Annotated in this window: 17 protein-coding genes; 9 read left to right on the top strand and 8 right to left on the bottom strand. The window is 75.3% G+C overall.

The genetic code is table 11. The annotated features are described in order from the left end of the window. Positions 1–210 precede the first annotated feature (210 nt). Complete coding sequence (locus ACN261_RS25410) at positions 211–1,071, bottom strand: class I SAM-dependent methyltransferase (protein WP_357927738.1); 861 nt, start codon at positions 1,069–1,071, stop codon at positions 211–213. A gap of 109 nt (positions 1,072–1,180) precedes the next feature. Between ACN261_RS25410 and ACN261_RS25405 the strand changes: the two genes are divergently transcribed. Next, complete coding sequence (locus ACN261_RS25405; RefSeq protein ID WP_425852516.1) at positions 1,181–2,446, top strand: MFS transporter; 1,266 nt, start codon at positions 1,181–1,183, stop codon at positions 2,444–2,446. Positions 2,447–2,472: 26 nt separating this feature from the next. Here ACN261_RS25405 and ACN261_RS25400 read toward each other — a convergent pair whose 3' ends face one another. Together ACN261_RS25400 and ACN261_RS25395 are read right to left on the bottom strand one after the other, a co-directional pair. Then, positions 2,473–3,543, bottom strand: coding sequence for a Gfo/Idh/MocA family oxidoreductase (locus ACN261_RS25400; RefSeq protein ID WP_425852515.1), 1,071 nt, complete (start codon positions 3,541–3,543; stop codon positions 2,473–2,475). A 74-nt stretch (positions 3,544–3,617) separates the two neighbouring features. Further along, positions 3,618–4,715, bottom strand: a complete 1,098-nt coding sequence (locus ACN261_RS25395; protein ID WP_425852513.1) for a serpin family protein — start codon at positions 4,713–4,715, stop codon at positions 3,618–3,620. A gap of 145 nt (positions 4,716–4,860) precedes the next feature. Here ACN261_RS25395 and ACN261_RS25390 point away from each other — a divergent pair, with 145 nt between their 5' ends. After that, positions 4,861–6,039, top strand: coding sequence for a lycopene cyclase family protein (locus tag ACN261_RS25390; RefSeq protein WP_425852511.1), 1,179 nt, complete (start codon positions 4,861–4,863; stop codon positions 6,037–6,039). A gap of 13 nt (positions 6,040–6,052) precedes the next feature. On the opposite strand, the gene ACN261_RS25385 is transcribed toward ACN261_RS25390, so the two are convergent. Beyond that, entirely contained in the window at positions 6,053–7,159 is a 1,107-nt protein-coding gene (locus tag ACN261_RS25385) for a serine hydrolase domain-containing protein (RefSeq protein ID WP_425852509.1), read from the bottom strand. 115 nt (positions 7,160–7,274) lie between these two features. Here ACN261_RS25385 and rnhA point away from each other — a divergent pair, with 115 nt between their 5' ends. Further along, entirely contained in the window at positions 7,275–7,739 is a 465-nt protein-coding gene (rnhA, locus tag ACN261_RS25380; RefSeq protein WP_377682251.1) for a ribonuclease HI, read from the top strand. A 68-nt stretch (positions 7,740–7,807) separates the two neighbouring features. Here the strand turns inward: rnhA and ACN261_RS25375 are convergent, their stop codons facing one another. Then, entirely contained in the window at positions 7,808–8,059 is a 252-nt protein-coding gene (locus ACN261_RS25375) for a hypothetical protein (protein ID WP_425852506.1), read from the bottom strand. 84 nt (positions 8,060–8,143) lie between these two features. After that, positions 8,144–8,992, bottom strand: a complete 849-nt coding sequence (locus tag ACN261_RS25370) for a pentapeptide repeat-containing protein (protein WP_425852505.1) — start codon at positions 8,990–8,992, stop codon at positions 8,144–8,146. 235 nt (positions 8,993–9,227) lie between these two features. On the opposite strand from ACN261_RS25370, the gene ACN261_RS25365 reads away from it, so the two are divergent. Together ACN261_RS25365 and ACN261_RS25360 are read left to right on the top strand one after the other, a co-directional pair. Then, the gene (locus ACN261_RS25365; protein ID WP_425852503.1) at positions 9,228–10,703 is read left to right on the top strand and encodes a flavin-containing monooxygenase; all 1,476 of its coding nucleotides are present in this window, start codon (positions 9,228–9,230) and stop codon (positions 10,701–10,703) included. 48 nt (positions 10,704–10,751) lie between these two features. Further along, positions 10,752–11,660 carry an SDR family NAD(P)-dependent oxidoreductase gene (locus ACN261_RS25360; RefSeq protein ID WP_425852501.1) on the top strand — a complete coding sequence of 303 codons (909 nt, stop codon included), beginning with the start codon at positions 10,752–10,754 and terminating at the stop codon, positions 11,658–11,660. Positions 11,661–11,725: 65 nt separating this feature from the next. Here ACN261_RS25360 and ACN261_RS25355 read toward each other — a convergent pair whose 3' ends face one another. Then, positions 11,726–13,174, bottom strand: a complete 1,449-nt coding sequence (locus tag ACN261_RS25355) for a cryptochrome/photolyase family protein (RefSeq protein ID WP_425852499.1) — start codon at positions 13,172–13,174, stop codon at positions 11,726–11,728. A 292-nt stretch (positions 13,175–13,466) separates the two neighbouring features. On the opposite strand from ACN261_RS25355, the gene ACN261_RS25350 reads away from it, so the two are divergent. The 4 genes from ACN261_RS25350 to ACN261_RS25335 all read left to right on the top strand — a co-directional run bounded on the left by ACN261_RS25350 (position 13,467) and on the right by ACN261_RS25335 (position 17,626). Then, entirely contained in the window at positions 13,467–14,855 is a 1,389-nt protein-coding gene (locus ACN261_RS25350; protein ID WP_421482157.1) for an MFS transporter, read from the top strand. 67 nt (positions 14,856–14,922) lie between these two features. Continuing rightward, positions 14,923–16,011: an S-(hydroxymethyl)mycothiol dehydrogenase gene (locus ACN261_RS25345; RefSeq protein ID WP_425852497.1), complete on the top strand. Its 1,089-nt coding sequence runs from the start codon at positions 14,923–14,925 to the stop codon at positions 16,009–16,011. Beyond that, positions 16,008–16,637 (top strand): MBL fold metallo-hydrolase, encoded by a 630-nt coding sequence (locus ACN261_RS25340; RefSeq protein WP_421482155.1) that lies wholly within the window; start codon positions 16,008–16,010, stop codon positions 16,635–16,637. The genes ACN261_RS25345 and ACN261_RS25340 overlap by 4 nt, the downstream gene beginning before the upstream one ends. Positions 16,638–16,906: 269 nt before the next feature. Then, entirely contained in the window at positions 16,907–17,626 is a 720-nt protein-coding gene (locus ACN261_RS25335; RefSeq protein WP_425852495.1) for a hypothetical protein, read from the top strand. A gap of 54 nt (positions 17,627–17,680) precedes the next feature. Here ACN261_RS25335 and ACN261_RS25330 read toward each other — a convergent pair whose 3' ends face one another. After that, a complete protein-coding gene (locus ACN261_RS25330) occupies positions 17,681–19,306 on the bottom strand; it encodes an alkaline phosphatase D family protein (protein ID WP_425852493.1) in 1,626 nt (541 codons plus the stop codon). Positions 19,307–19,355 lie beyond the last annotated feature (49 nt).

The following is a 19,355-nucleotide window of genomic DNA, read 5'->3' as shown; positions in this document are numbered from 1 at the left end:
CTAGGAGGGATGGGCCCTCCTACCGAGGTAAATGAGAAATCTTCGTTGCCGTCACGTGTTTTCCCGTCCGCCGCCGAGCTGCGGGAATGCCCGGACACTGCGGACACCCCGCGCCGACCCCACAACCCAGCCTCCTAGGATGCCCTAGGGGTGGTGACCGTCCCACCCACGGGCCCGCCCCGAAACGCGACGGACCCGCCGGAACCGGGATCAGCGTCGACGGGCCTGGAGGGTGTACGTCTGGGGGAGCCGCCACGGGCGTTCGGTCAGCCGCCACTCGCCGTGCTCGTCGCGGGTCTGCCGCCCCGGCAGCGCGTCCCAGGGGGCGCTGTCGTGCTCGTGCAGCATTGTCAGCTCCAACCCGGCGTCGAGCAGGGCGGTGACCACCTCCCCGAGGCCGTGGTTCCACTCGTGGGTGGTGTTGTGGGTGAAGGTGGCCTCGGTGCTCACGTAGGTGCCGCCCTCGTCCCACACCAGCGGTTCGGCGCGCTCGAAGTACGGGTGCTCGACGGCCAGCACGCCGTCCGGGCGGGTCTCGTCCAGGGCCCACAGCATCGGGTGCCCCTCACGCAGGAACAGCCGCCCGCCCGGACGGAGCAGGGCGGCGACCACGCCCGCCCAGCGGCGGATGTCCGGCAGCCAGCACAACGCGCCGACGCCGGTGTAGACCAGGTCGAAACCGCCGACGCCGAGCACGTCGGGCGCGTCGTACACGTCGGCCCGGACGAAGTCGACGGCCGCGTCGGTGCGGTCGGCCAGCGACCGGGCCTGGGCCAGCGACGCGCCGGAGAAGTCCAGGCCGGTCATCCGCGCGCCGAGCCGGTGCAACGACACGGTGTCGGTGCCGATGTGGCACTGCAGGTGCACACCGCGCAGCCCGGCCACGTCACCGAGGCGGGGCAGGTCGAACCGGACCACCTCGCTGAGGTAGCCCGGGTCGGCGGCGAACCGCTGCACGGCGTAGTCCGGGGAGGCGGCGTGGGCGGCGGCCCGGTCGTCCCAGCTGGCCCGGTTGAGGGTGCGGTAGTCGGTGCCGGGCGTCTGCCGGCCCGGCTCGTCGTCGTCGGTCACCGGCTGACGGTGGCAGATGCGCCAGATCGGCTCAACGGCAATTCGGCGGCGGGTCACGGGCCCGGTGACCGGCGGTGGGTGTCAGTGCTGCCTGGTAGGTTGCCGGCCCGTGACGGGGGAGGGACTGGACGCCCGGTTCGGCCGGCTCTGGGCGGCGAGCACGCTGTCGGCGCTGGGCAGCGGTATGGCCACGGTGGCGGCCCCGCTGTACGCGGCGGCCCGCAGCGACGATCCGCTGGTGGTCGCCGCCGCCGCCGGTGCGTCGTGGCTGCCCTGGCTGCTGTTCGCGCTGCCCGGCGGGGTGCTGGTCGACCGGCTGGACCGGCGGCGGTTGATGGTGGTCATCGACTGGGTGCGGGTGGTCGCACTGGTGTCGCTGGGTGTGGCGATGCTGGCCGGCCGGGCCGGGATACCGCTGCTGTACGCCGTGCTGTTCGTGGTGAACACCGGTGAGATCGTGTTCCGGTCGGCCAGCCAGGCGATGTTGCCGACGATCGTGCCCACGGCCCGGCTGGAACGGGCCAACGGCTGGCTCGGCGGCGGCACCACCCTGGCTCAGGGGATGCTGGCGGGCCCGCTCGGCGGGTTCCTGTTCGTCCTCGCCGAGAGCCTCCCGTTCCTCGCCAACGCCGGTACGTACGCCCTCAGCGCGGTGCTCGTCGCGCTGATCGGCGGCTCGTTCCGGGGCGGTGGGGACGCCGTCCCGGTGGGCACCCGGTCGATGCGGGCGGAGATCGGCGCGGGCTTCCGGTTCCTGATCGGCCAGCGACTGCTGCGCGCGATGGCCGTGCTGATCGGGCTGCTCAACCTCACCCTGACGGCCGCGATGGCGGTGCTGGTGCTGTTGGCGACCGAACGTCTCGGCCTGGACTCCGTCGGCTACGGGCTGCTGTTCACCAGCATGTCGGCCGGGGGGCTGCTCGGCGCGGTGGTCGGTGACCGGCTCATCGCCCGGGTCGGCGCGACCTGGACGGTGCGGGTGGGATTGCTGGTGGAGGCGGGGCTGCACCTGGCGTTGGCCGCTTCGACCAGCGCCTGGCTCGTCGGGTTCGCGCTGTTCGCGTTCGGGGTGCACGGTGCCCTGTGGGGGATCGTGTTCCATTCGCTGCGGCAGCGGCTGACCCCGTCGGAGCTGCGTGGCCGGGTCGGGGCGACGACGCTGTTCATCGCGGCCGGCGGCAACTGCGCGGGCGCGCTGCTCGGCGGGGTGGTGGCCGGCAGGTTCGGGCTGACCACGCCCTACTGGGCGGGGTTCGTGGTGGCCCTCGTCGTCGCGGTGGGAACCTGGCGGGTGTTCGACCGTGCCGCCGTGGCCGCCGCCTACGCCGGCACGCCGTCCCGACCGGCCGCCGCGCCCGGTGCGGTCACGGGGTGAGGCGGGCGGGGAGCCCACCCGCGCCGTCAGGCGGGGACGGTGAGCACGGTCCGCTCGGCGGCGCTGCGGTGTGCCAGCTCGATCAGTTCCACCGTGCGTACCGCGTCCCGGGGGTCCACCGGCAGCGGTCCGTCGCCGCGTAACGCCGCCTCGACCTGGGCGTAGAAGTCCTGGTAGCGGCCCGGTTGTGTGGGCACCGGGCGGAGGTCGTCGCCCGCGCCGAGCAGGCCGTACCGGTCGGGGGTGACCTCGCCCCAGCCGGGTGCGTCGGGCCGGCCGCCGCGACGCAGTGCGTCCTCCTGCCCGTCGAGGCCGTGGCAGGTGTATCCGGCGCGGTCGCCGAGGACCCGGAGCCGGGGGCCGAGCTGGGCGGTGACCGCGCTCATCCACAGGTGGGAGCGGACCCCGCCGACGTGGGTGAGCGCCACGAACGCGTCGTCGTCGACCTGCGCGCCGGGGCGACGCCGGTCCACCTCGGCGTAGACGGTGTCGACCGGCCCGAACAGCTGCACGGCCTGGTCGACGAGGTGCGCGCCGAGGTCGTAGAGGACCCCACCGGCGTCGGCGGGGCTGCCGCCCTCCCGCCAGCCGGCCCTGATCTGCGGCCGCCAGCGTTCGAAGCGGGACTCGAACCGGGTCACCCGGCCGAGCGCGCCGTCCTCGACCAGCCGTCGTACGGTGCGGAAGTCACCGTCCCACCGGCGGTTCTGGAACACGGTCAGCGCGACGCCCCGGCGGTCCGCCTCGTCGGCCAGCGCGCGGGCGTCGGCGCTGGTGGCGGCGAGCGGCTTGTCCACCACCACCGGCAGCCCGGCGGCGAGCGCCGCCCGGGCGTGGGTGACGTGGGAGCTGTTCGGGGTGGCCACCACCACCAGGTCGAGGGCGTCCGGGTCGGCCCACAACTCCCCGGCGTCGTCGACGACCCGGGCGTCGGGGTGCTCGTCGGCGACCTGCTGCCGGCGCTGCGGGCCGGCGGTGACGACGGCGGCCAGCCGTAGCCCGCCGGTGGCGGCGATCAGCGGGGCGTGGAACACCCGGCCGGCGACGCCGTAGCCGAGCAGCCCGACCCGCAGGGGGTGCCGCGTGCCGTCCGTCATGCTGGTTCCCCGATCGTCGCCGCCGGTGGTCCGTTCCCCACCGAACCTACGCGCCGGTCGCTGCGGGCCCGGTGTCAGGCCGGCGTCGGGTCGGTCACCCAGCCGGCGACCAGCACCAGGCCGGTGGGGCGGTGCACGGCGAGGAAGCCGAACGGCCGGTCGACGTCGAGGCGTACCCGGCGCCGCCGGGCGGTGGCGCGGGGGGCCGCGCCGCCGGCCCGCATGGCCAGAGCGGTGACGGCGGCGGCCCGTAGGCCGGTGGCGGTGAACTCGGCGCGGGCGCTCTGCCGGGCGTCGGAGACCGACAGGCGGGGGCTGATGTCGGGGAAGTGGTCCCCGTCGCGGGCGGCGGTGGCGAGGCCGAACAGGTCGGCGTGGTCGAGCAGGTCGTGCTCGCCGGTCACGGTGAACCCGACGGTACGTACCAGCAGCTCCGGCCGGTCGTCGTACCCGTCGACGGTGTCCTCGGTGACGCCGGGCCCGGCCGGTGCGGGCAGGGTCGCCGGGTGGTCGAGCGCCCCGATCGCGGCCGGGAGCACCCGGGCGGCGGGTTGCCCGTCCGGGCCGAGGGCGAGCAGCACGTCGACGTCGGCATCCCCGGGGACGGTGAGCAGGCTGACCGGGCCGGCGGCGGTGTCGGCGACCCGCAGCGCCGTCGGGTCGCCGCCGCCGGAGTGCAGTCCGGCCAGGGTGCGGCCCTGCCACGGCCCGGTCGTCGGCCGGTAGGGGGCGGGGTGGAACGGGGTGGCCCAGTCGACGAGCACGCTCAGCGCGGTGGCCAGCACCAGCGCGGTGCCGGGCCCCACCGGGACGGGCATCCGGGTGATCAGGCCGTCGGTGTGGTCGTGTGCCCACCGGTCGAGTCGCGGCTGGTCGACGCTCGGGTCGCCGGTCAGCTCGCCCCGGGTCGCGGCGTCCATCTCGGTCAGCCAGCGGCGGCCCAGGGGCAGCCCGGCGCGGGACCAGAAGCCGGCCGCGAGGCGGGTGGTGGGGGAGTCGACCGGGGTGACCGGGGTGGGGGCGACGGCGTGCAGTTCGTCGCGGGCCGGGCCGGTGGCGAACCGGGCGAGCTGGGCGAGCAGCGGGTACACCCCGAAGCCGGACAGGGCGGTCTGGCGGTCGTCCAGTCGGGACGCCCAGCGGGCGGTGAGGGTGTTGGCGGACGGGGTCATGGGGCGGGACGCTACCCGGCCGCCGCTCCGGCGCCACGGTGCACGGTCGGCGGCACGGTGGGGCGGTCGCGGGCCGGGATGCGGGTGGCGCGTGGTGGGTGGGGTCCGTGCCTGCGGCCCGGCCGGGGTGTGACAGCGTGACCTGGTGGGTGTGCGGGAGGTCGACCTGGCCGTCGTCGGTGGTGGCGGGGCCGGTTCGCTGGTGCTCGCCGCGTTGGCCCGGCACGAGCTGCCGGGGCTGCGGGTCGCCGTGGTGGACCCGGTACGCAAGCGCGGCCAGGACCGCACCTGGGCGTTCTGGGGCATCCCCGGCGGTGATCTGGAGCCGATGCTCAGCGCCAGCTGGTCGCGGGTGGAGGTGACCACCGCGGCGGCGACCCGGGTGCTGGAGCTGACCCCGCTGCGGTACGCGATGCTGCGGTCCGCGCCGCTCTACGAGCGGGCTGCCGAGGCGGAACGGCGGCTCGGCGCGACCCGCCACGACGTGGCGGTGGGGGCGCTCGACGACGACGGCACGGCGGTGACGGTGCGTGACACCGACGGGCGGGCGGTGCTGCGCGCCGGGTGGGTGCTCGACTCGCGTCCCCGTCCGCCCCGCCGGCCCGGCCGGACGGCCTGGTTGCAGCACTTCCGGGGCTGGTGGTTGGAGTCGTCGACGCCGGTGTTCGATCCGGGGCGGGCGGTGCTGATGGACTTCCGCACCCCGCAGCCGGCCCGGGGGGTGTCGTTCGGTTACGTGCTGCCGGTCAGCGACCGGTACGCCCTGGTCGAGTACACCGAGTTCTCCCCGGCGGTGCTCACCGACGCGGGCTACGACGCGGGCCTGCGCGGCTACGCGGGGCTGCTCGGGCTGGACCTGGCGGCGTTGACGGTGCGGGAGGTGGAGGACGGGGTGATCCCGATGACCGACGCCCCGTTCGACGGCCGCCCGTCGCCCCGGGTGGTGCGCCTGGGCACCGCCGGTGGGGCGACCCGCCCGTCGACCGGGTTCACCTTCTCGGCGATGCACCGCCAGGCCGGGCAGGTCGCCGCGGCGCTCGCCGCCGGCCGTGCGCCGGTGCCCCGGCCGGCGTACCCGGGGCGGCACCGGTGGATGGACGCGGTGGCGTTGCGGGCGTGGGACTCCGGGGCGGTGGGCGGGCCGGAGTTCTTCGACCGGCTGTTCGACCGGAACCCGGCGTCGCGGGTGCTGCGGTTCCTCGACGGGGCGACGAGCCCGGCGGAGGACGTGGCCCTGATGCGGTCGAGTCCGCTGCTGCCGATGACCTCGGCGGTGGTCGGTGACGCGGTGGGCCGGCTGCGGGCCCGGCTGACCCGACGCTGAGCGGGGGCGTCGGTCAGCGGGCGGCGCGGACCGTGTCGCGGACCAGCGTCCGCAGGCCCTCCATCGGGTCGCCGTCGTTCGCGCCGAGCCGGTTGCGGGTCGCCGCCACGGACAGGCCCAGCTCCGGGTACGCGTAGGCGAGGCTGCCGCCGCTGCCGGAGGTGCCGAACGAGCCGTCGTCGTCGACCGTGTAGCCGAGGCCGAACGCCGTCTCCTGCCCGAACACCCATTCGACGCCCCGGACGGCCACCGCGCTGACCTGGCGCAGCCGGTCGGCGGAGATGAGGCGTACCCCGTCGACGTCGCCGATGAGCGCGGCGTAGAGCCGGGCGGCGGCGCGGGCGGTGAGGGTGCCCACGGCGGGCACGTCGGCGCGCAGCACGTCGGGTCGGCTGCCGATGGTGGCGTCGGGGCGGACGGCCGGTGGGGCGACGGCGTCGAAGTGCGGCAGGTTGGCCGAGGCGAAGGCCATCAGGTCGGCCAGGCCGTTGTCCTCCAGGGTGGCCAGCCGGGGCAGGTCGGTGTCGGGCACCCCGAGGAACAGTTCCCCGGTGACGCCGAGCGGGGCGGCCACGTCCTCGGCGAGCACGGTGGAGACCGTCCGGCCGGTGACCCGGCGGACCACCTCGCCGACCAGCCAGCCGTACGTCCAGGCGTGGTAGGCGATCTGTTCGCCGGGCGCCCAGCGGGGCACCGCGTCGGCGACGAGGGCGCACATCCGGTCCCAGTCGGTGAAGTCGGCGGGGGTGACGTCGGCGGGCAGGGCGGGCACCCCGGCGGTGTGGGTGAGCACGTGCCGCAGGGTAACGGTGTGCTTGCCGTGCCGGGCGAACTCCGGCCAGGCGTCGGCGACGCGCAGTTCGTAGTCGAGCCGGCCCGCTTCGGCGAGGACGTGCACGACGCTGCTGGTCAGACCCTTGCCGGTGGAGACGCTGAAGATCGGGGTGTCGGCGGTCAGCGGCCGGCCGGTGGTGGTGTCGGCGGTCCCGGCGGTCTCGTCGACGATCAGCCGGCCGTGCCGGTAGGCCGCCACCTGCACGCCTGCCTCCCGGCCGGAGTCGACGAGCGTGTGGATGGTCCGGCGTACCTCGGCCCGTAGGGCGTCCCCGTCGTTGGTCACGGTCGCCGACTCTGCCAGAGCCGGCCCGGGGCCGCCGCCGGTTTTCCGGCCGGTGGCAGGGCGCGTCCGTGTCCCTGCGGCGGGGGCCCGGTGGGGTGCCGGTAGGTTCGGCGGCATGGTGGACGGGGTCGTGGAGATCTGGACCGACGGGGCGTGCAGTGGCAACCCGGGGCCGGGGGGTTGGGGTGTGCTGCTGCGCTACGGCGGGCACGAGCGGGAGCTGTGCGGTGGCGAGGCCACCCCGACCACCAACAACCGCATGGAGCTGACCGCGGCGATCGAGGCGTTGGAGGCGCTGACCCGGCCGGCCACGGTGCGGCTGCACACCGACAGCACGTACGTGCGCAACGGCATCACCAGCTGGCTGGCGTCGTGGAAGCGCAACGGGTGGCGTACCGCGGGGAAGCAGCCGGTGAAGAACGCCGACCTGTGGCAGCGGCTGGAGGCGGCCTGCACCCGGCACGAGGTGAGCTGGCACTGGGTGAAGGGACACAACGGTCACCCGGAGAACGAGCGCGCCGACGCGCTGGCCAACCGGGGGATGGCGCAGGCGCGGGCGGCGGTGGGCGTCTCCCGCTGAGCACGGGTCCCCGTGCGCCGACGCGCACCGCGCCCCCCGCGACCGCGTCGGGGCCGACCGGTGGCGCGCTACTCGGTGGGCGGGTGGGCGGCATCCTCCTCGGCGGGGTCGCCCGCGCCGGAGACGGCGGCCACGTCGTAGCCGGCGCGGCTGGTCTCCCGGGCCGACCGGTGCTCCTCGGCGGGCAGGTCGGCGAAGTCGTCGCCGGTGTCCCCGCCGTCGCCCAGCGACTCGCCGGGCGGGCGCAGCGACGCCTCGTACGCCGGCACGCCGTTCGGCTCGTCGGTGTCGGCCCGGTCGGTGCGTGGTTGTTCCGTCATGCCGACCTACCTGCCCGCCCTACCGCCCGGCAAACCCACCCGCCGGGGCGCGGCCACGCCGGTCGCCGTCGGGCGGCGGAGCTGTCAGCGGCGGGGGCGGCGCGGGCGGCGGGCCGGGGTGGGCGGCACCACCGTGGTCCAGTGCGCGGGGCGGCGCAGCCGTGCGGGCAGGGTGGTGTGCCGGTCGCCCCGGGCCGCCTCGAGCTGGGACTGGTGCAGGAACAGGGTGTCGGACAGGTCGGCCCCACGCAGGTCCGCGCCGCGCAGGTCGGCCCCGGTGACGTCGGCCCGGCGCAGGTCGGCTGAGCGCAGGTCCGCGCCGAGCAGCCGGGCGCCGCGCAGGTTCGCCCCGCGCAGGTCCGCGCCCCGCAGGTCCGCGCCGAGCAGCAGCGCGCCCCGTCGGTCGGCCCCGCCGGTGCCGGCGCGGGCGGCGTCGCTGGCCGCCGCGAGCAGCGGGTTCACCCGGTCGCGGTGGGCGTCCACGTCGACGGTGGAAAGCTCCTGCGGCGTGCCGCCGGCCAGCGTGTCGGTGGCGTCGCGGGCGGCGCGCAACTCGTCGTGCAGCGGGCCGGCGGGGGTGAGGGTGAGCGCCTCGGTGAGATACCAGAGCAGCTCGTGCAGGGGCCGGGTGACGGTGAACGCGGCGAACATGCCGGCGGCGGTGGCCGGGTCGGTGCGCCAGTCCCGGCCGGCGAAGGTGACCTGGCTGACGCGCTGGCCGGCGCCGAAGCAGTCGAACACGACGCAGCCGGGGTAGCCGGCCTCGCGCAGCTCGTCGTGGATGCCGCAGCGGGAGTCGACGCGCAGGTGGTGGCAGGGGCGGCCGGCGGGCTTGTCCCGGGCGAAGTCGGCGGAGGCGGCGAACGCCGGTGCGACGCAGCACAACCCGACACAGCGGGCGCAGTCGGCCCGCAGCCCGGTGGTGTCGGCCATGCTGTCCGTCGTCTCCCTCGTCCGCTGGTCGTCTCAGGTGCCGGTCCCGCGTCCGGGGCGGTCCGCCCCCGGCCATTGTCCGCCGGGCCCCGGCCCGCCGATCGGGAGGGTCCCGCCCGCCGACCGGGGCGGCGGGTACGGCCGGGCGGTCCGGATGGACGGGAGGGTCGGCGGCACCCGCCGCCCCGGGAGGGTGGGATAGGGTCCGGTGACCGCCTCGGACCAGGGAGATGCGATGCCCACCGACCACGTCGACGTGCTCATCGTCGGCGCGGGGTTGTCCGGTGTCGGTGCCGCCTGCCACCTGCGGCGCACCTGCCCCGACACGACGTACGCGGTGGTCGAGGCGCGGGACGCGATCGGCGGCACCTGGGACCTGTTCCGCTACCCCGGCATCCGCTCCGACTCGGACATGTTCACCCTCGGCTACGCGTTCCGCCCGTGGACCGCGCCGCAGGCCATCGCCGACGGCGACACCATCCTGCGCTACGTGCGGGAAACCGCCAGGGAGTACGGCGTCGAGGAGCACATCCGGTTCCGCCACCGGGTGCGCCGCGCCGAGTGGGACAGCAGCACCGCCCGCTGGACGGTCCACGTGCACCGCGACGACACCGCCGAGGACATCGTTCTGACCTGCGGTTTCCTCTTCTCCTGCACCGGCTACTACCGGTACGACGCCGGCTACACCCCCGACTTCCCCGACGTCGGGCGGTACACGGGTCGGCTGGTGCACCCGCAGCACTGGCCCGACGACCTCGACCACACCGGCCGGCGGGTGGTGGTGATCGGCAGCGGGGCCACCGCGGTGACCCTGGTGCCGGCGCTGGCGCGGCGGGCCGGGCACGTCACCATGCTCCAGCGTTCCCCCACGTACGTGATCGCGTTGCCGGCCCGGGACCGGTTGGCCGACGTGCTGCGCCGCCGGCTGCCCGCCCGCGCCGCCCACCGCCTGGTCCGCGCCAAGAACGTGCTGTTCGGCACCGTCAACTACCAGCTCGCCCGGCGGGCGCCCCGAACGGTGCGGGCGTTCCTGCGGCGGGCCGCGAAGGGCCGGCTGCCCGCCGGGTACGACGTGGACCGGCACTTCTCGCCCCGCTACGACCCGTGGGACCAGCGGCTGTGCGTGGCACCCGACGGTGACCTGTTCGACGCCCTGTCCACCGGCCGCGCCTCGGTGGTCACCGACACCGTCGCCGCGTTCACCCCGGGCGGCGTCCGGCTCGGCTCCGGGGTGGAACTGCCCGCCGACATCGTGGTCACCGCCACCGGGCTGCAACTGCTCGCCCTCGGCGGGATGACCCTCACCGTCGACGGCGTCGACGTCGACCTCGGCGCTACGGTGGCGTACAAGGGGATGATGCTCTCCGGGGTGCCGAACTTCGCGTTGACCATCGGCTACACCAACGCCTCGTGGACGTTGAAGGCCGACCTGGTCGCCACCTACGTGTGCCGGCTGCTGCGTCACCTGGCCGCCACCGGCCAGCAGGTCGTCACCCCGGTCGCCCCGCCCGACGGCGACCTGTCGCCCCTGATCGACCTGCGGTCCGGGTACGTGCTGCGCAGCGTGGACGCGCTGCCCCGGCAGGGTACCCGCGCGCCGTGGCGGCTGTACCAGAACTATCCCCGCGACGTCGTGCTGATGAAACACGGTCGGCTCGTCGACGAGGGGGTGCGTTTCTCCCGGGCGACCGCCGACACCCCGGTCGGCTGAGCCCGTTCCCACCGTCCTATCGTCTCTTTCCCGCAGCAAGGAGGCCGCGTGCGTAACTTCGACTTCACGGCCGGGACCGCCGTGGTCACCGGTGCCGCCAGCGGAATCGGTGAGGCCCTCGCCCACGGGCTGGCCCGCCGCGGCAGCGACCTGGTCCTGCTCGACCGCGACGGCGACCGGCTCGACGCGGTGGCCGCCGCGGTCCGCGGCGCGCATCCCGGGCGTCGGGTCGACACCCACCTGGTCGACCTGGCCGACCTGTGCACCACCGCCCGGGTGGCCGAGGAGGTCATGGCCCGGCATCCCCGGATCCGGCTGCTGGTCAACAACGCCGGGGTGGCCCTCGGCGGCCGGTTCGACCAGGTCACCATGGACGAGTTCCACTGGGTCGTCGACATCAACTTCCGGGCCCCGGTGCAGCTCACCCACGCCCTGCTGCCAGCGTTGCGGGCCGAACCCGGCGCGCACCTGGTCAACGTGTCCAGCCTGTTCGGGCTGATCGCCCCGGCCGGGCAGGCCGCCTACGCGGCCAGCAAGTTCGCCCTGCGGGGCTTCACCGAGGCGCTGCGCTACGAGCTGGCCGACGACGGCATCGGGGTGACGTCGGTGCACCCCGGCGGCATCGCCACCCGCATCGCCCGCAACGCCCGGGTCGGCAGCGGGGTGCCCCGCGAGGAGTTCGACGCGGCGCGGCAGCAGTTCGAGAGGCTGCTGTCCATCCCGCCCGGCCGGGCCGCCGAGGTGATCCTGCGCGGGGTCGAACGTCGTCGCGGCCGGGTGCTGATCGGCTGGTCGGCGAAGCTGCCCGACCTGCTGGCCCGGGTCGCGCCCGGATCGCACGGCCGGCTGGTCGCCGCCGGGGTCCGGCTCGTCGGTGGTCCGGGACCACGGTCCGCGCCGACCGCCCGGGTGGCGGCCCCGGTGCCGGCGGAACTCCCCGCCGGTGAGGTCGCCTGACCCGGGTCCCGGCACGACGCCCGCCACCGCCGGCCGCGACGGTGGCGGCGGGGGAGGACGGCCGGTCAGGGCGGATTGCTGCCCCGCTTCTCCTCCTGCGCCAGCACCGCCTCCCGCACCTCCGGGTCGTCGCGGGCGGCCAGCTCCGCGGCGAGCCGGGGATCGCCCACCAGCCGCTCCCGGTTGCGGTGCAGGAACGCCGCGAACCCGCCGGTGTACGGGCAGGCGAGGTCGCCGAGTTCCCGGTCCGGCTGGTAGCGGCAGCCGGTGCAGTAGTCGCTGATCTCGTCGATGTACCGGCCGTCCACGGCGTACGGGCGGGTGTCCACCCGGGCCAGGTCGGCGTACTGGCTCATGCCGAGCACGGTCGTGTTCATCACCCATTCGGCGCCGTCGACGAAGCTGCGCTGGAACCAGTCGACCAGTTCGGTCGGCCGCCAGCCGCGCTGCAACGCGTGGTTGCCGAGCACCAGCAGCCGCTGGGCGTGGTGTGCCCAGGCCCGGTCCCGGACCCCGGCGAGCACGTCGGCCAGGCAGCGCGCCTCCACCGCGTCGGCGTCGAGGTCCTCGAACCACTGCGGCAGCGGTTCGGTCGCGGCGAGCCAACCGGTGCCCCGGTAGGGCGGGTCGACGTACCAGTAGAGCTGCCAGAGGAACTCCCGCCAGCCGAGCACCCCCCGGACGAACGCCTCCACCGAGGCCAGCGGGGCGTCACCCGACCGCCACGCCGCCTCCGCCCGGGACACGGCCGCCGCCGGGTCGAGCAGCCCGAGGTTGAACGCGGCGGAGAGCATCCCGTGCGCCAGCACCGGGTCCTCGGCGCTCATCACGTCGCCGTAGCGGCCGAACGCGGGCAGCCGGTACCGCAGGAAGTGCGCCAGCCGGTCCTCGGCCTCGGCGGCGGTGGCCGGATGGGAGCGGGGGGCGTCCCGGCCGACGAACCGCACCCCGTCGCGTTCCCACCGGTCCAGGTCGGCCCGCACCCCGGCGTCGATGTCGTCCTCGACGATCGGCGGTGGGGGCGGCACGTCCAGGGTGCGTCCGGCCGGGGCACCACGGTCACCGTCGGCCGGGCCGGGGCCGGTGAGCACCCCGTGGCGGCGTTTGGCGTACCGGTAGAAGTCGACCATCCGCAGCCTTCCTCGCCGCGGTCGGTCCGCCCAGTCGGCGAAGTCGGCCCGGTCGGTGACGAAACCCCGGGGCGGCAGCACCGTCAGCCCCGGCACGGACCGGACGAAGTCCCGGGCCGCCCGGGTGCTCGGGTGGCAGACCTCGACCGGGCCGTCGACGGCCGCCAGGGCCTCCCGGAACGTCGCGGTGCGCAGCAGCACCGCCCGGTCGCCGAGTTCGGCGGCGCGGTGGCGCAGCGCGCTGAGGATCAGGTGCGCCCTCTGCCGGTGCAGCCGCCGACGCCGGAACAGGTCGGTGACCTCGACCAGCAGCACCGGTTGCCGGTCGTCGTCGAGGAAGTGCGGCCCGAGTTGATCGGCGAGCAGCCACCGGCGGGGAGACATGCGTCGATTGTGCCCGCCGTCCGGTCACCCCACGTGCCCGGGTCGATCGGTCGCGGTGATCGCCCCTGCCCGCCCGCCCGGCGACGGCACCGTCCGTCCGACAGTGGCGCGGGCCACCGGCGTCGCCCCCGCCACCGCCCGCCGCGTCGTCGCCGACGCACCATGGTGGTATGACGGATAGCCGTACGCGGATGTTCCGGTGCCGGGGCACCACGCGGACCAGCCGGTCCCCGGCCTGCTACGGCCACCACGTCGACGGATCCGGCGCGGCGGACGCCGGCCCGGACCACCGGTGAGCGTCGTCCCCGCGCCCACCGTCCGGCGGGCCACCGTGGTCTGGGCGGTGGCCGTCACCGCCTACCTGGCGGCGGTGTTCCACCGCAGCTCCCTCGGGGTGACCGGGGTGGAGGCCACCCACCGGTTCGCCGTCAACGCCTCCGCGCTGGCCGCCTTCTCGGTCGCCCAGCTCGTCGTCTACGCGGCCATGCAGATCCCGGTCGGCGTGCTGCTGGACCGGTTCGGCTCCCGCCGGCTGCTGCTGGCCGGCGGCACGCTGATGGTCGCCGGGCAGCTCTGCTTCGCCGTCGCCACCGACGTCCGGCTCGCCGTCGCCGCCCGGGTGCTGGTGGGCCTCGGCGACGCGATGACCTTCATCAGCGTGCTGCGGATCGTCGCGTTCTGGTTCCCGGGCCGCCGCAACCCGCTGCTGGTGCAGCTCACCGGCACCGTCGGTCAGCTCGGTGCGATCCTCGCGGCGGTGCCGCTGGTGGCGCTGCTGCACCGGGCCGGTTGGACCCCGGCGTTCCTGGTCGCCGCCGGGTTGGGGGCGACGACGGTGCTGCTGGTGCTCGTCGCCGTCCGGGACGCCCCGCACGTCGGGCCGGGGGTCGCCGTCACTCCCGCCCTGTCCGTGGTGCGGCGGGAACTCGCCGCCGCCTGGGCTCAGCCGGGCACCCGGCTGGGCCTGTGGACGCACTTCGTCGCCCAGTTCTCCGGGGCCGTGTTCGCGCTGCTGTGGGGTTACCCGTTCCTGGTGCAGGGGCAGGGGCTCACGCCGACGGCCGCGGCGTCCCTGCTCAGCCTGATGACGGTCGGGACGCTGGTCGCCGGGCCGGTGGTCGCCCACCTGTGCGCCCGGCACCCATTCCACCGGTCGGCGCTGGTCCTCGTGGTCACCGCGGCCAGCGCCGCGGTCTGGGCGGTCGTGCTGGCCTGGCCGGGCCGCTCGCCGCACTGGCTGCTGGTGATGCTGGTGCTGGTGCTGGCCCTGGGCGGCCCCGGCGCGGTGATCGGCTTCGACTACGCCCGCACGTTCAACCCGGTGCACCGCATCGGCAGCGCCACCGGCATCGTCAACGTCGGCGGGTTCGTCGCCTCGATCGTGCTGGTGCTGGCGATCGGGGTGGTGCTGGACCTGACCACCCCGGCCGGCGCGTCGGCCCCGCCGCTGTCGGCGTTCCGGTGGGCGTTCGCCGTGCAGTACCTGCTCTGGGCGTTGGGCGCGGTCCAGGTGCTGCGGTACCGCAACGCCGCCCGGCGGCGACGCGTACCGGCCACCGACGCCGGGCCGGTGGCGACGCCGGAGGTGACGGTGTGCGTACCGCCGGGGGAGCCGGCCGACGGTGGGGGTGAGCGGGCGGCGGGCGGCGAGTCCGGCGGACCGATGGGTCGGGCGGCATGATCGCGGTAGGTTCGGCGGTGAGCGGGACCCATCCGGCCGTCGGGCCGGCAGGCAGGGAGGACACAGCGTGAGCCAGGAAGTCCGGGGCGTCATTTCACGGAGCAAGGGCGCTCCGGTCGAGGTCACCACCATCGTGGTGCCCGACCCGGGGCCCGGCGAGGCGGTGGTGCGGGTGCAGTCCTGCGGGGTCTGCCACACCGACCTGCACTACCGCGAGGGCGGCATCAACGACGACTACCCGTTCCTGCTCGGCCACGAGGCGGCCGGGGTGGTGGAGCAGGTGGGCGAGGGTGTCACCGACGTCGCCCCCGGTGACTTCGTGGTGCTCAACTGGCGTGCCGTCTGCGGGCAGTGCCGGGCCTGCCGCCGGGGCCGGCCGTGGTACTGCTTCAACACCCACAACGCGGCCCGGAAGATGACCCTCACCGACGGCACCGAGCTGACCCCCGCCCTGGGCATCGGCGCGTTCGCCGAGAAGACCCTGGTCCACGCCGGCCAGTGCACCAGGGTCGACCCGGCGGCCCGGCCCGCCGCCGTGGGGCTGCTCGGCTGCGGGGTGATGGCCGGCCTGGGCGCGGCCATGAACACCGGGCAGGTCACCCGGGGCGACTCGGTGGCCGTCATCGGCTGCGGCGGGGTCGGCGACGCGGCGGTCGCCGGGGCCGTCCTGGCCGGCGCGACCACGATCGTCGCGGTGGACACCGACGGCCGCAAGCTCGACTGGGCGCGCAGGTTCGGCGCCACCCACACCGTCGACGCCTCCGCCGAGGACGCCGTCGAGGCGATCCGGGCCGCCACCGGCGGCTTCGGCGCGGACGTGGTGATCGACGCGGTGGGCCGGCCGGAGACCTGGAAGCAGGCGTTCTACGCCCGGGACCTCGCCGGCACCGTCGTGCTGGTCGGGGTGCCCACCCCGGAGATGACCGTCGACCTGCCGCTGCTGGACGTCTTCGGCCGGGGCGGCGCGTTGAAGTCGAGCTGGTACGGCGACTGCCTGCCCAGCCGGGACTTCCCGCTGCTCACCCAGCTCTACCTGCAGGGCCGGCTCGATCTCGACGCCTTCGTCACCGAGGAGATCGCGCTGGACCAGGTGGAGGAGTCGTTCCGCCGGATGCACCACGGGGACGTGCTGCGGTCGGTGGTGGTGTTCCCGTGACCGCCCGGATCGACCACGCCGTCACCTCCGGCACGTTCTCCCTGGACGGGCAGACCTTCGACGTCGACAACAACGTCTGGGTCGTCGGCGACGACACCGAGTGCGTGGTGCTGGACGCCCCGCACGACGTGGCCGCGATCCGCCGGGTCGTCGGCGACCGGCGGGTGGTGGCGATCCTCGCCACCCACGCCCACGACGACCACGTGCGGGTCGCCCCCGCCCTGGCCAAGGCGACCGGCGCACCGATCCTGCTGCACCCCGCCGACCGGGTGCTGTGGGATCTGGTGCATCCCGGGCTGGCCCCCGACGGGGAGCTGACCGACGGGCAGGAGATCACCGTCGGGGACACCGTCCTGCGGGTGCTGCACACCCCCGGGCACAGTCCCGGCGCGTGCAGTTTCCACGTCCCGGCGCTGGGTGCGGTGTTCACCGGCGACACCCTGTTCGCCGGGGGGCCGGGGGCGACCGGGCGGTCGTACAGCGACTTCGCCACGATCGTCGAGTCGATCCGGACCCGGCTGCTCACCCTGCCGGCGGACACCGTGGTGCACACCGGGCACGGCGACGACACCACCGTCGGCGCGGAGGCCCCCCACCTGCAGGAGTGGCTGGCCCGCGGCCACTGACCGGCGGGCACCGCCCGCCGTCGCACCGTCGCCGATACGGCGGTATCCGAACGCCCGGATACCGCCGTATCGGCATTTTCGCGCCGCGTGCCCGGTTCCGGGGATGACCCGGACCACAGCCCGAGCTGGCCTGCGCATTTCCGGAATGACGGACAGGGGCGGTGGGTTGTGTTCCCCGTACGCCGGTCGCCACACCTCCGGCCGGCGGGGCAGTCCCCCGAGGCCCGCTCACCCCGGAGCGCGTCGCCACGATCGAAAGGGCAACCATCGTGAAGCTGGACTTCACCCGATGGCTCCCGGCCATCGCGAAGGACCGCAGGACCATACTGAGCATCGCCGGCGTCGCCGCCCTCGGCGGCCTGGCGTTCGGACCGGCCGCCGTGGCCGCCCCCGTCACCAGCGGCCCCCACGAGGGGGCCCGTGCCGCGATCGACCTGGCCACCGGCAAGGGTCGGCAGGATGTGACCACCGGCGAGGGCCGGCAGGGCGTCACCGTCGAGTCCGGCCTGACCACCGGCACCCCCACCACCGAGGTACCGGCCGGCAAGCCGAGCACCGACGACCTCATCCCGCGCGGCGTCGAGGGCGCCCAGTCCCGCGTCCCGCTCGACGACGCGCAGCTCGCCAACGCCAAGGAGATCATCGCCGAGGCCAAGCGCAGCGGCGTGGGCGAGCGCGGCGCGGTGATCGGCGTGGCCACCTCGCTGCAGGAGTCGAAGCTGTACAACCTGGGGCACCTCGGCGCGTACAACGACCACGACTCGCAGGGCCTGTTCCAGCAGCGCCCGTCGTCGGGGTGGGGCACGCCCGAGCAGGTCACCGACCCCCGGTACGCCTCCCGGGCGTTCTTCGGCGCGTTGAAGAACGTGCACGGGTGGCGGGACCTGCCGCTGACCACCGCCGCGCAGACCGTGCAGGTCTCGGCGTACCCGTACGCGTACGCCCAGTGGGAGCAGCAGGCGGCGGACATCGTCCAGCAGCTCTGGTGACCCACGACCGGCCGGCCCCCGTCGTGGGGGCCGGCCGGTCGGCGTCTGTCCGGGTCAGGCCGGCGCGTCCTCCCGGCGCAGCTTCGCCGACCCGACGCCGACGGAGAACCCGGCGGCCCAGCGGCTCGCGCTGTCGGGCCGGGTCCGGTCGACCAGGTGGTACCAGTCCATCCGGCAGCGCTGCGGGGTCACCTCCAGCACGCCGTAGCCGTGCCCGTCCAGCTCCGTCCACTTCACGTGCGGGTTCGTCGAGCGCAGCAGGGTCGCGCCGAGCAGGCTCAGCCCGTTGCCGGCCGGCAGCCCGAGGACGTCGTCGAGGTTGTCGCTGGTCACCGAGGGCACCACGAACTCGGCGGCGGCCGGGTTGGTCAACCCCGTCGAGCGGGTGGTCACCTCGCTGGCCCACGAGGTGTGGATGTCGCCGGTGAGGAAGACCACGTCCCGGGTGCCGGTGGCCCGCAGGTGGTCGACCAGCCGGTCCCGGTCGGCGTTGTAGCCGTCCCACTGGTCGGGGTTGAGCACCGCGCCGTTCTGCGGGATGCCGAGCAGCTTGGCCAGCGGGCCGAGCAGCCACGCCGGCAGCGAACCGAGGTCGACCCGGGCCATCATCACCGGGTTGCCGACCAGCTTCCACTGTGCCGTCGAGCCGGACAGGCCGTCGGCGAGCCACCGCAGCTGGGCCGCGCCGGCGATGGTGCGGGCCGGGTCGTCCACCGCCGTGCCGCCGGCCTGCTGCGACCGGTACGACCGCAGGTCCAGCATGGACAGCTCGGCGAGCCGGCCGAAGCGCAACCGCCGGTAGATCGTGCCGTCCGCGCCGATCCGTACCGGCATCCACTCCTGGTACGCCTGCCGGGCGGCGGCGACCCGGTCGGCCCACGCGCCCTCGCTGCCCGGGGTGTGGTTCTCCGCCCCGCCCGACCAGGCGTCGTTGGCGACCTCGTGGTCGTCCCAGGTGATCACCCAGGGCAGGGCGGCGTGTAGCGCCTGCAGGCCCGGGTCGGTCTTGTAGAGCGCGTGCCGGACCCGGTAGTCGGCCAGGGTGAGCGTCTCGTGCTCGGGCGCGACCGGGCGCACCACCGTGCCGCCGGCGTCGAACTCGCCGGTGCCGTACTCGTAGAGGTAGTCGCCGAGGTGCACGACCAGGTTGAGGTCACCCCGGTCGGCCAGCCGCCGGTAGGCCGCGAAGTGCCCGGCCTCCCAGTTCGCGCAGGACACCACGCCCAGCCGCAGCCGGTCGATCGCCGCGTCGGTCGCCGGGGCGGTCATCGTCCGGCCGGTCGGCGACCAGGTGTCACCGTGACCGAACCGGTACCAGTAGGTCGTCGCCGGGGCCAGCCCGGTCACCGCGACCTTGACGGTGTGGTCGCGGGCCGGGCCGGTCGGTGCCACGCCCTGCGCGGTCACCGTGGCGAAGTCGGGGTCGGCGGCGACCTGCCAGCGTACGTCGACGTCCGGGCCGAGGCCCGAACCGGGCAGCGCCTCCGGAACGGGGGTGACCCGGGTCCACAGCAGGATGCCGTCGGGCAGCGGATCGCCGGAGGCGACCCCGTGCCGGAACGCGCCGTCCGCCGCGTGGGCGGGACCGCTCGCGGCGAGGGTGGCGCCGGCGAGGACGGCGGTGCCGGCGGAGGCACCGGCGAGGCGCAGCATGGTACGACGGTCGAGGGTGTTCGTCATGGTCTATGTGTCTACCGGGTGCTGCGGTACGTGCGCAGCCCCGTGCGGT

The sequence above is a fragment of the Micromonospora sp. WMMD723 genome, assembly GCF_049863385.1.
GTDB classification, from domain to species: domain Bacteria; phylum Actinomycetota; class Actinomycetes; order Mycobacteriales; family Micromonosporaceae; genus Micromonospora; species Micromonospora wenchangensis.
This window is presented reverse-complemented; position numbering and strand designations above follow the sequence as displayed.

Excerpts from the sequence above, each read along its gene's own strand:
- ACN261_RS25400 (WP_425852515.1), bottom strand. The coding sequence starts at position 3,543 with ATGACGGACGGCACGCGGCACCCCCTGCGGGTCGGGCTGCTCGGCTAC.
- ACN261_RS25395 (WP_425852513.1), bottom strand. The coding sequence starts at position 4,715 with ATGACCCCGTCCGCCAACACCCTCACCGCCCGCTGGGCGTCCCGACTG.
- rnhA (WP_377682251.1), top strand. The coding sequence starts at position 7,275 with ATGGTGGACGGGGTCGTGGAGATCTGGACCGACGGGGCGTGCAGTGGC.
- ACN261_RS25375 (WP_425852506.1), bottom strand. The coding sequence starts at position 8,059 with ATGACGGAACAACCACGCACCGACCGGGCCGACACCGACGAGCCGAAC.
- ACN261_RS25370 (WP_425852505.1), bottom strand. The coding sequence starts at position 8,992 with ATGGCCGACACCACCGGGCTGCGGGCCGACTGCGCCCGCTGTGTCGGG.
- ACN261_RS25365 (WP_425852503.1), top strand. The coding sequence starts at position 9,228 with ATGCCCACCGACCACGTCGACGTGCTCATCGTCGGCGCGGGGTTGTCC.
- ACN261_RS25355 (WP_425852499.1), bottom strand. The coding sequence starts at position 13,174 with ATGTCTCCCCGCCGGTGGCTGCTCGCCGATCAACTCGGGCCGCACTTC.
- ACN261_RS25330 (WP_425852493.1), bottom strand. The coding sequence starts at position 19,306 with ATGACGAACACCCTCGACCGTCGTACCATGCTGCGCCTCGCCGGTGCC.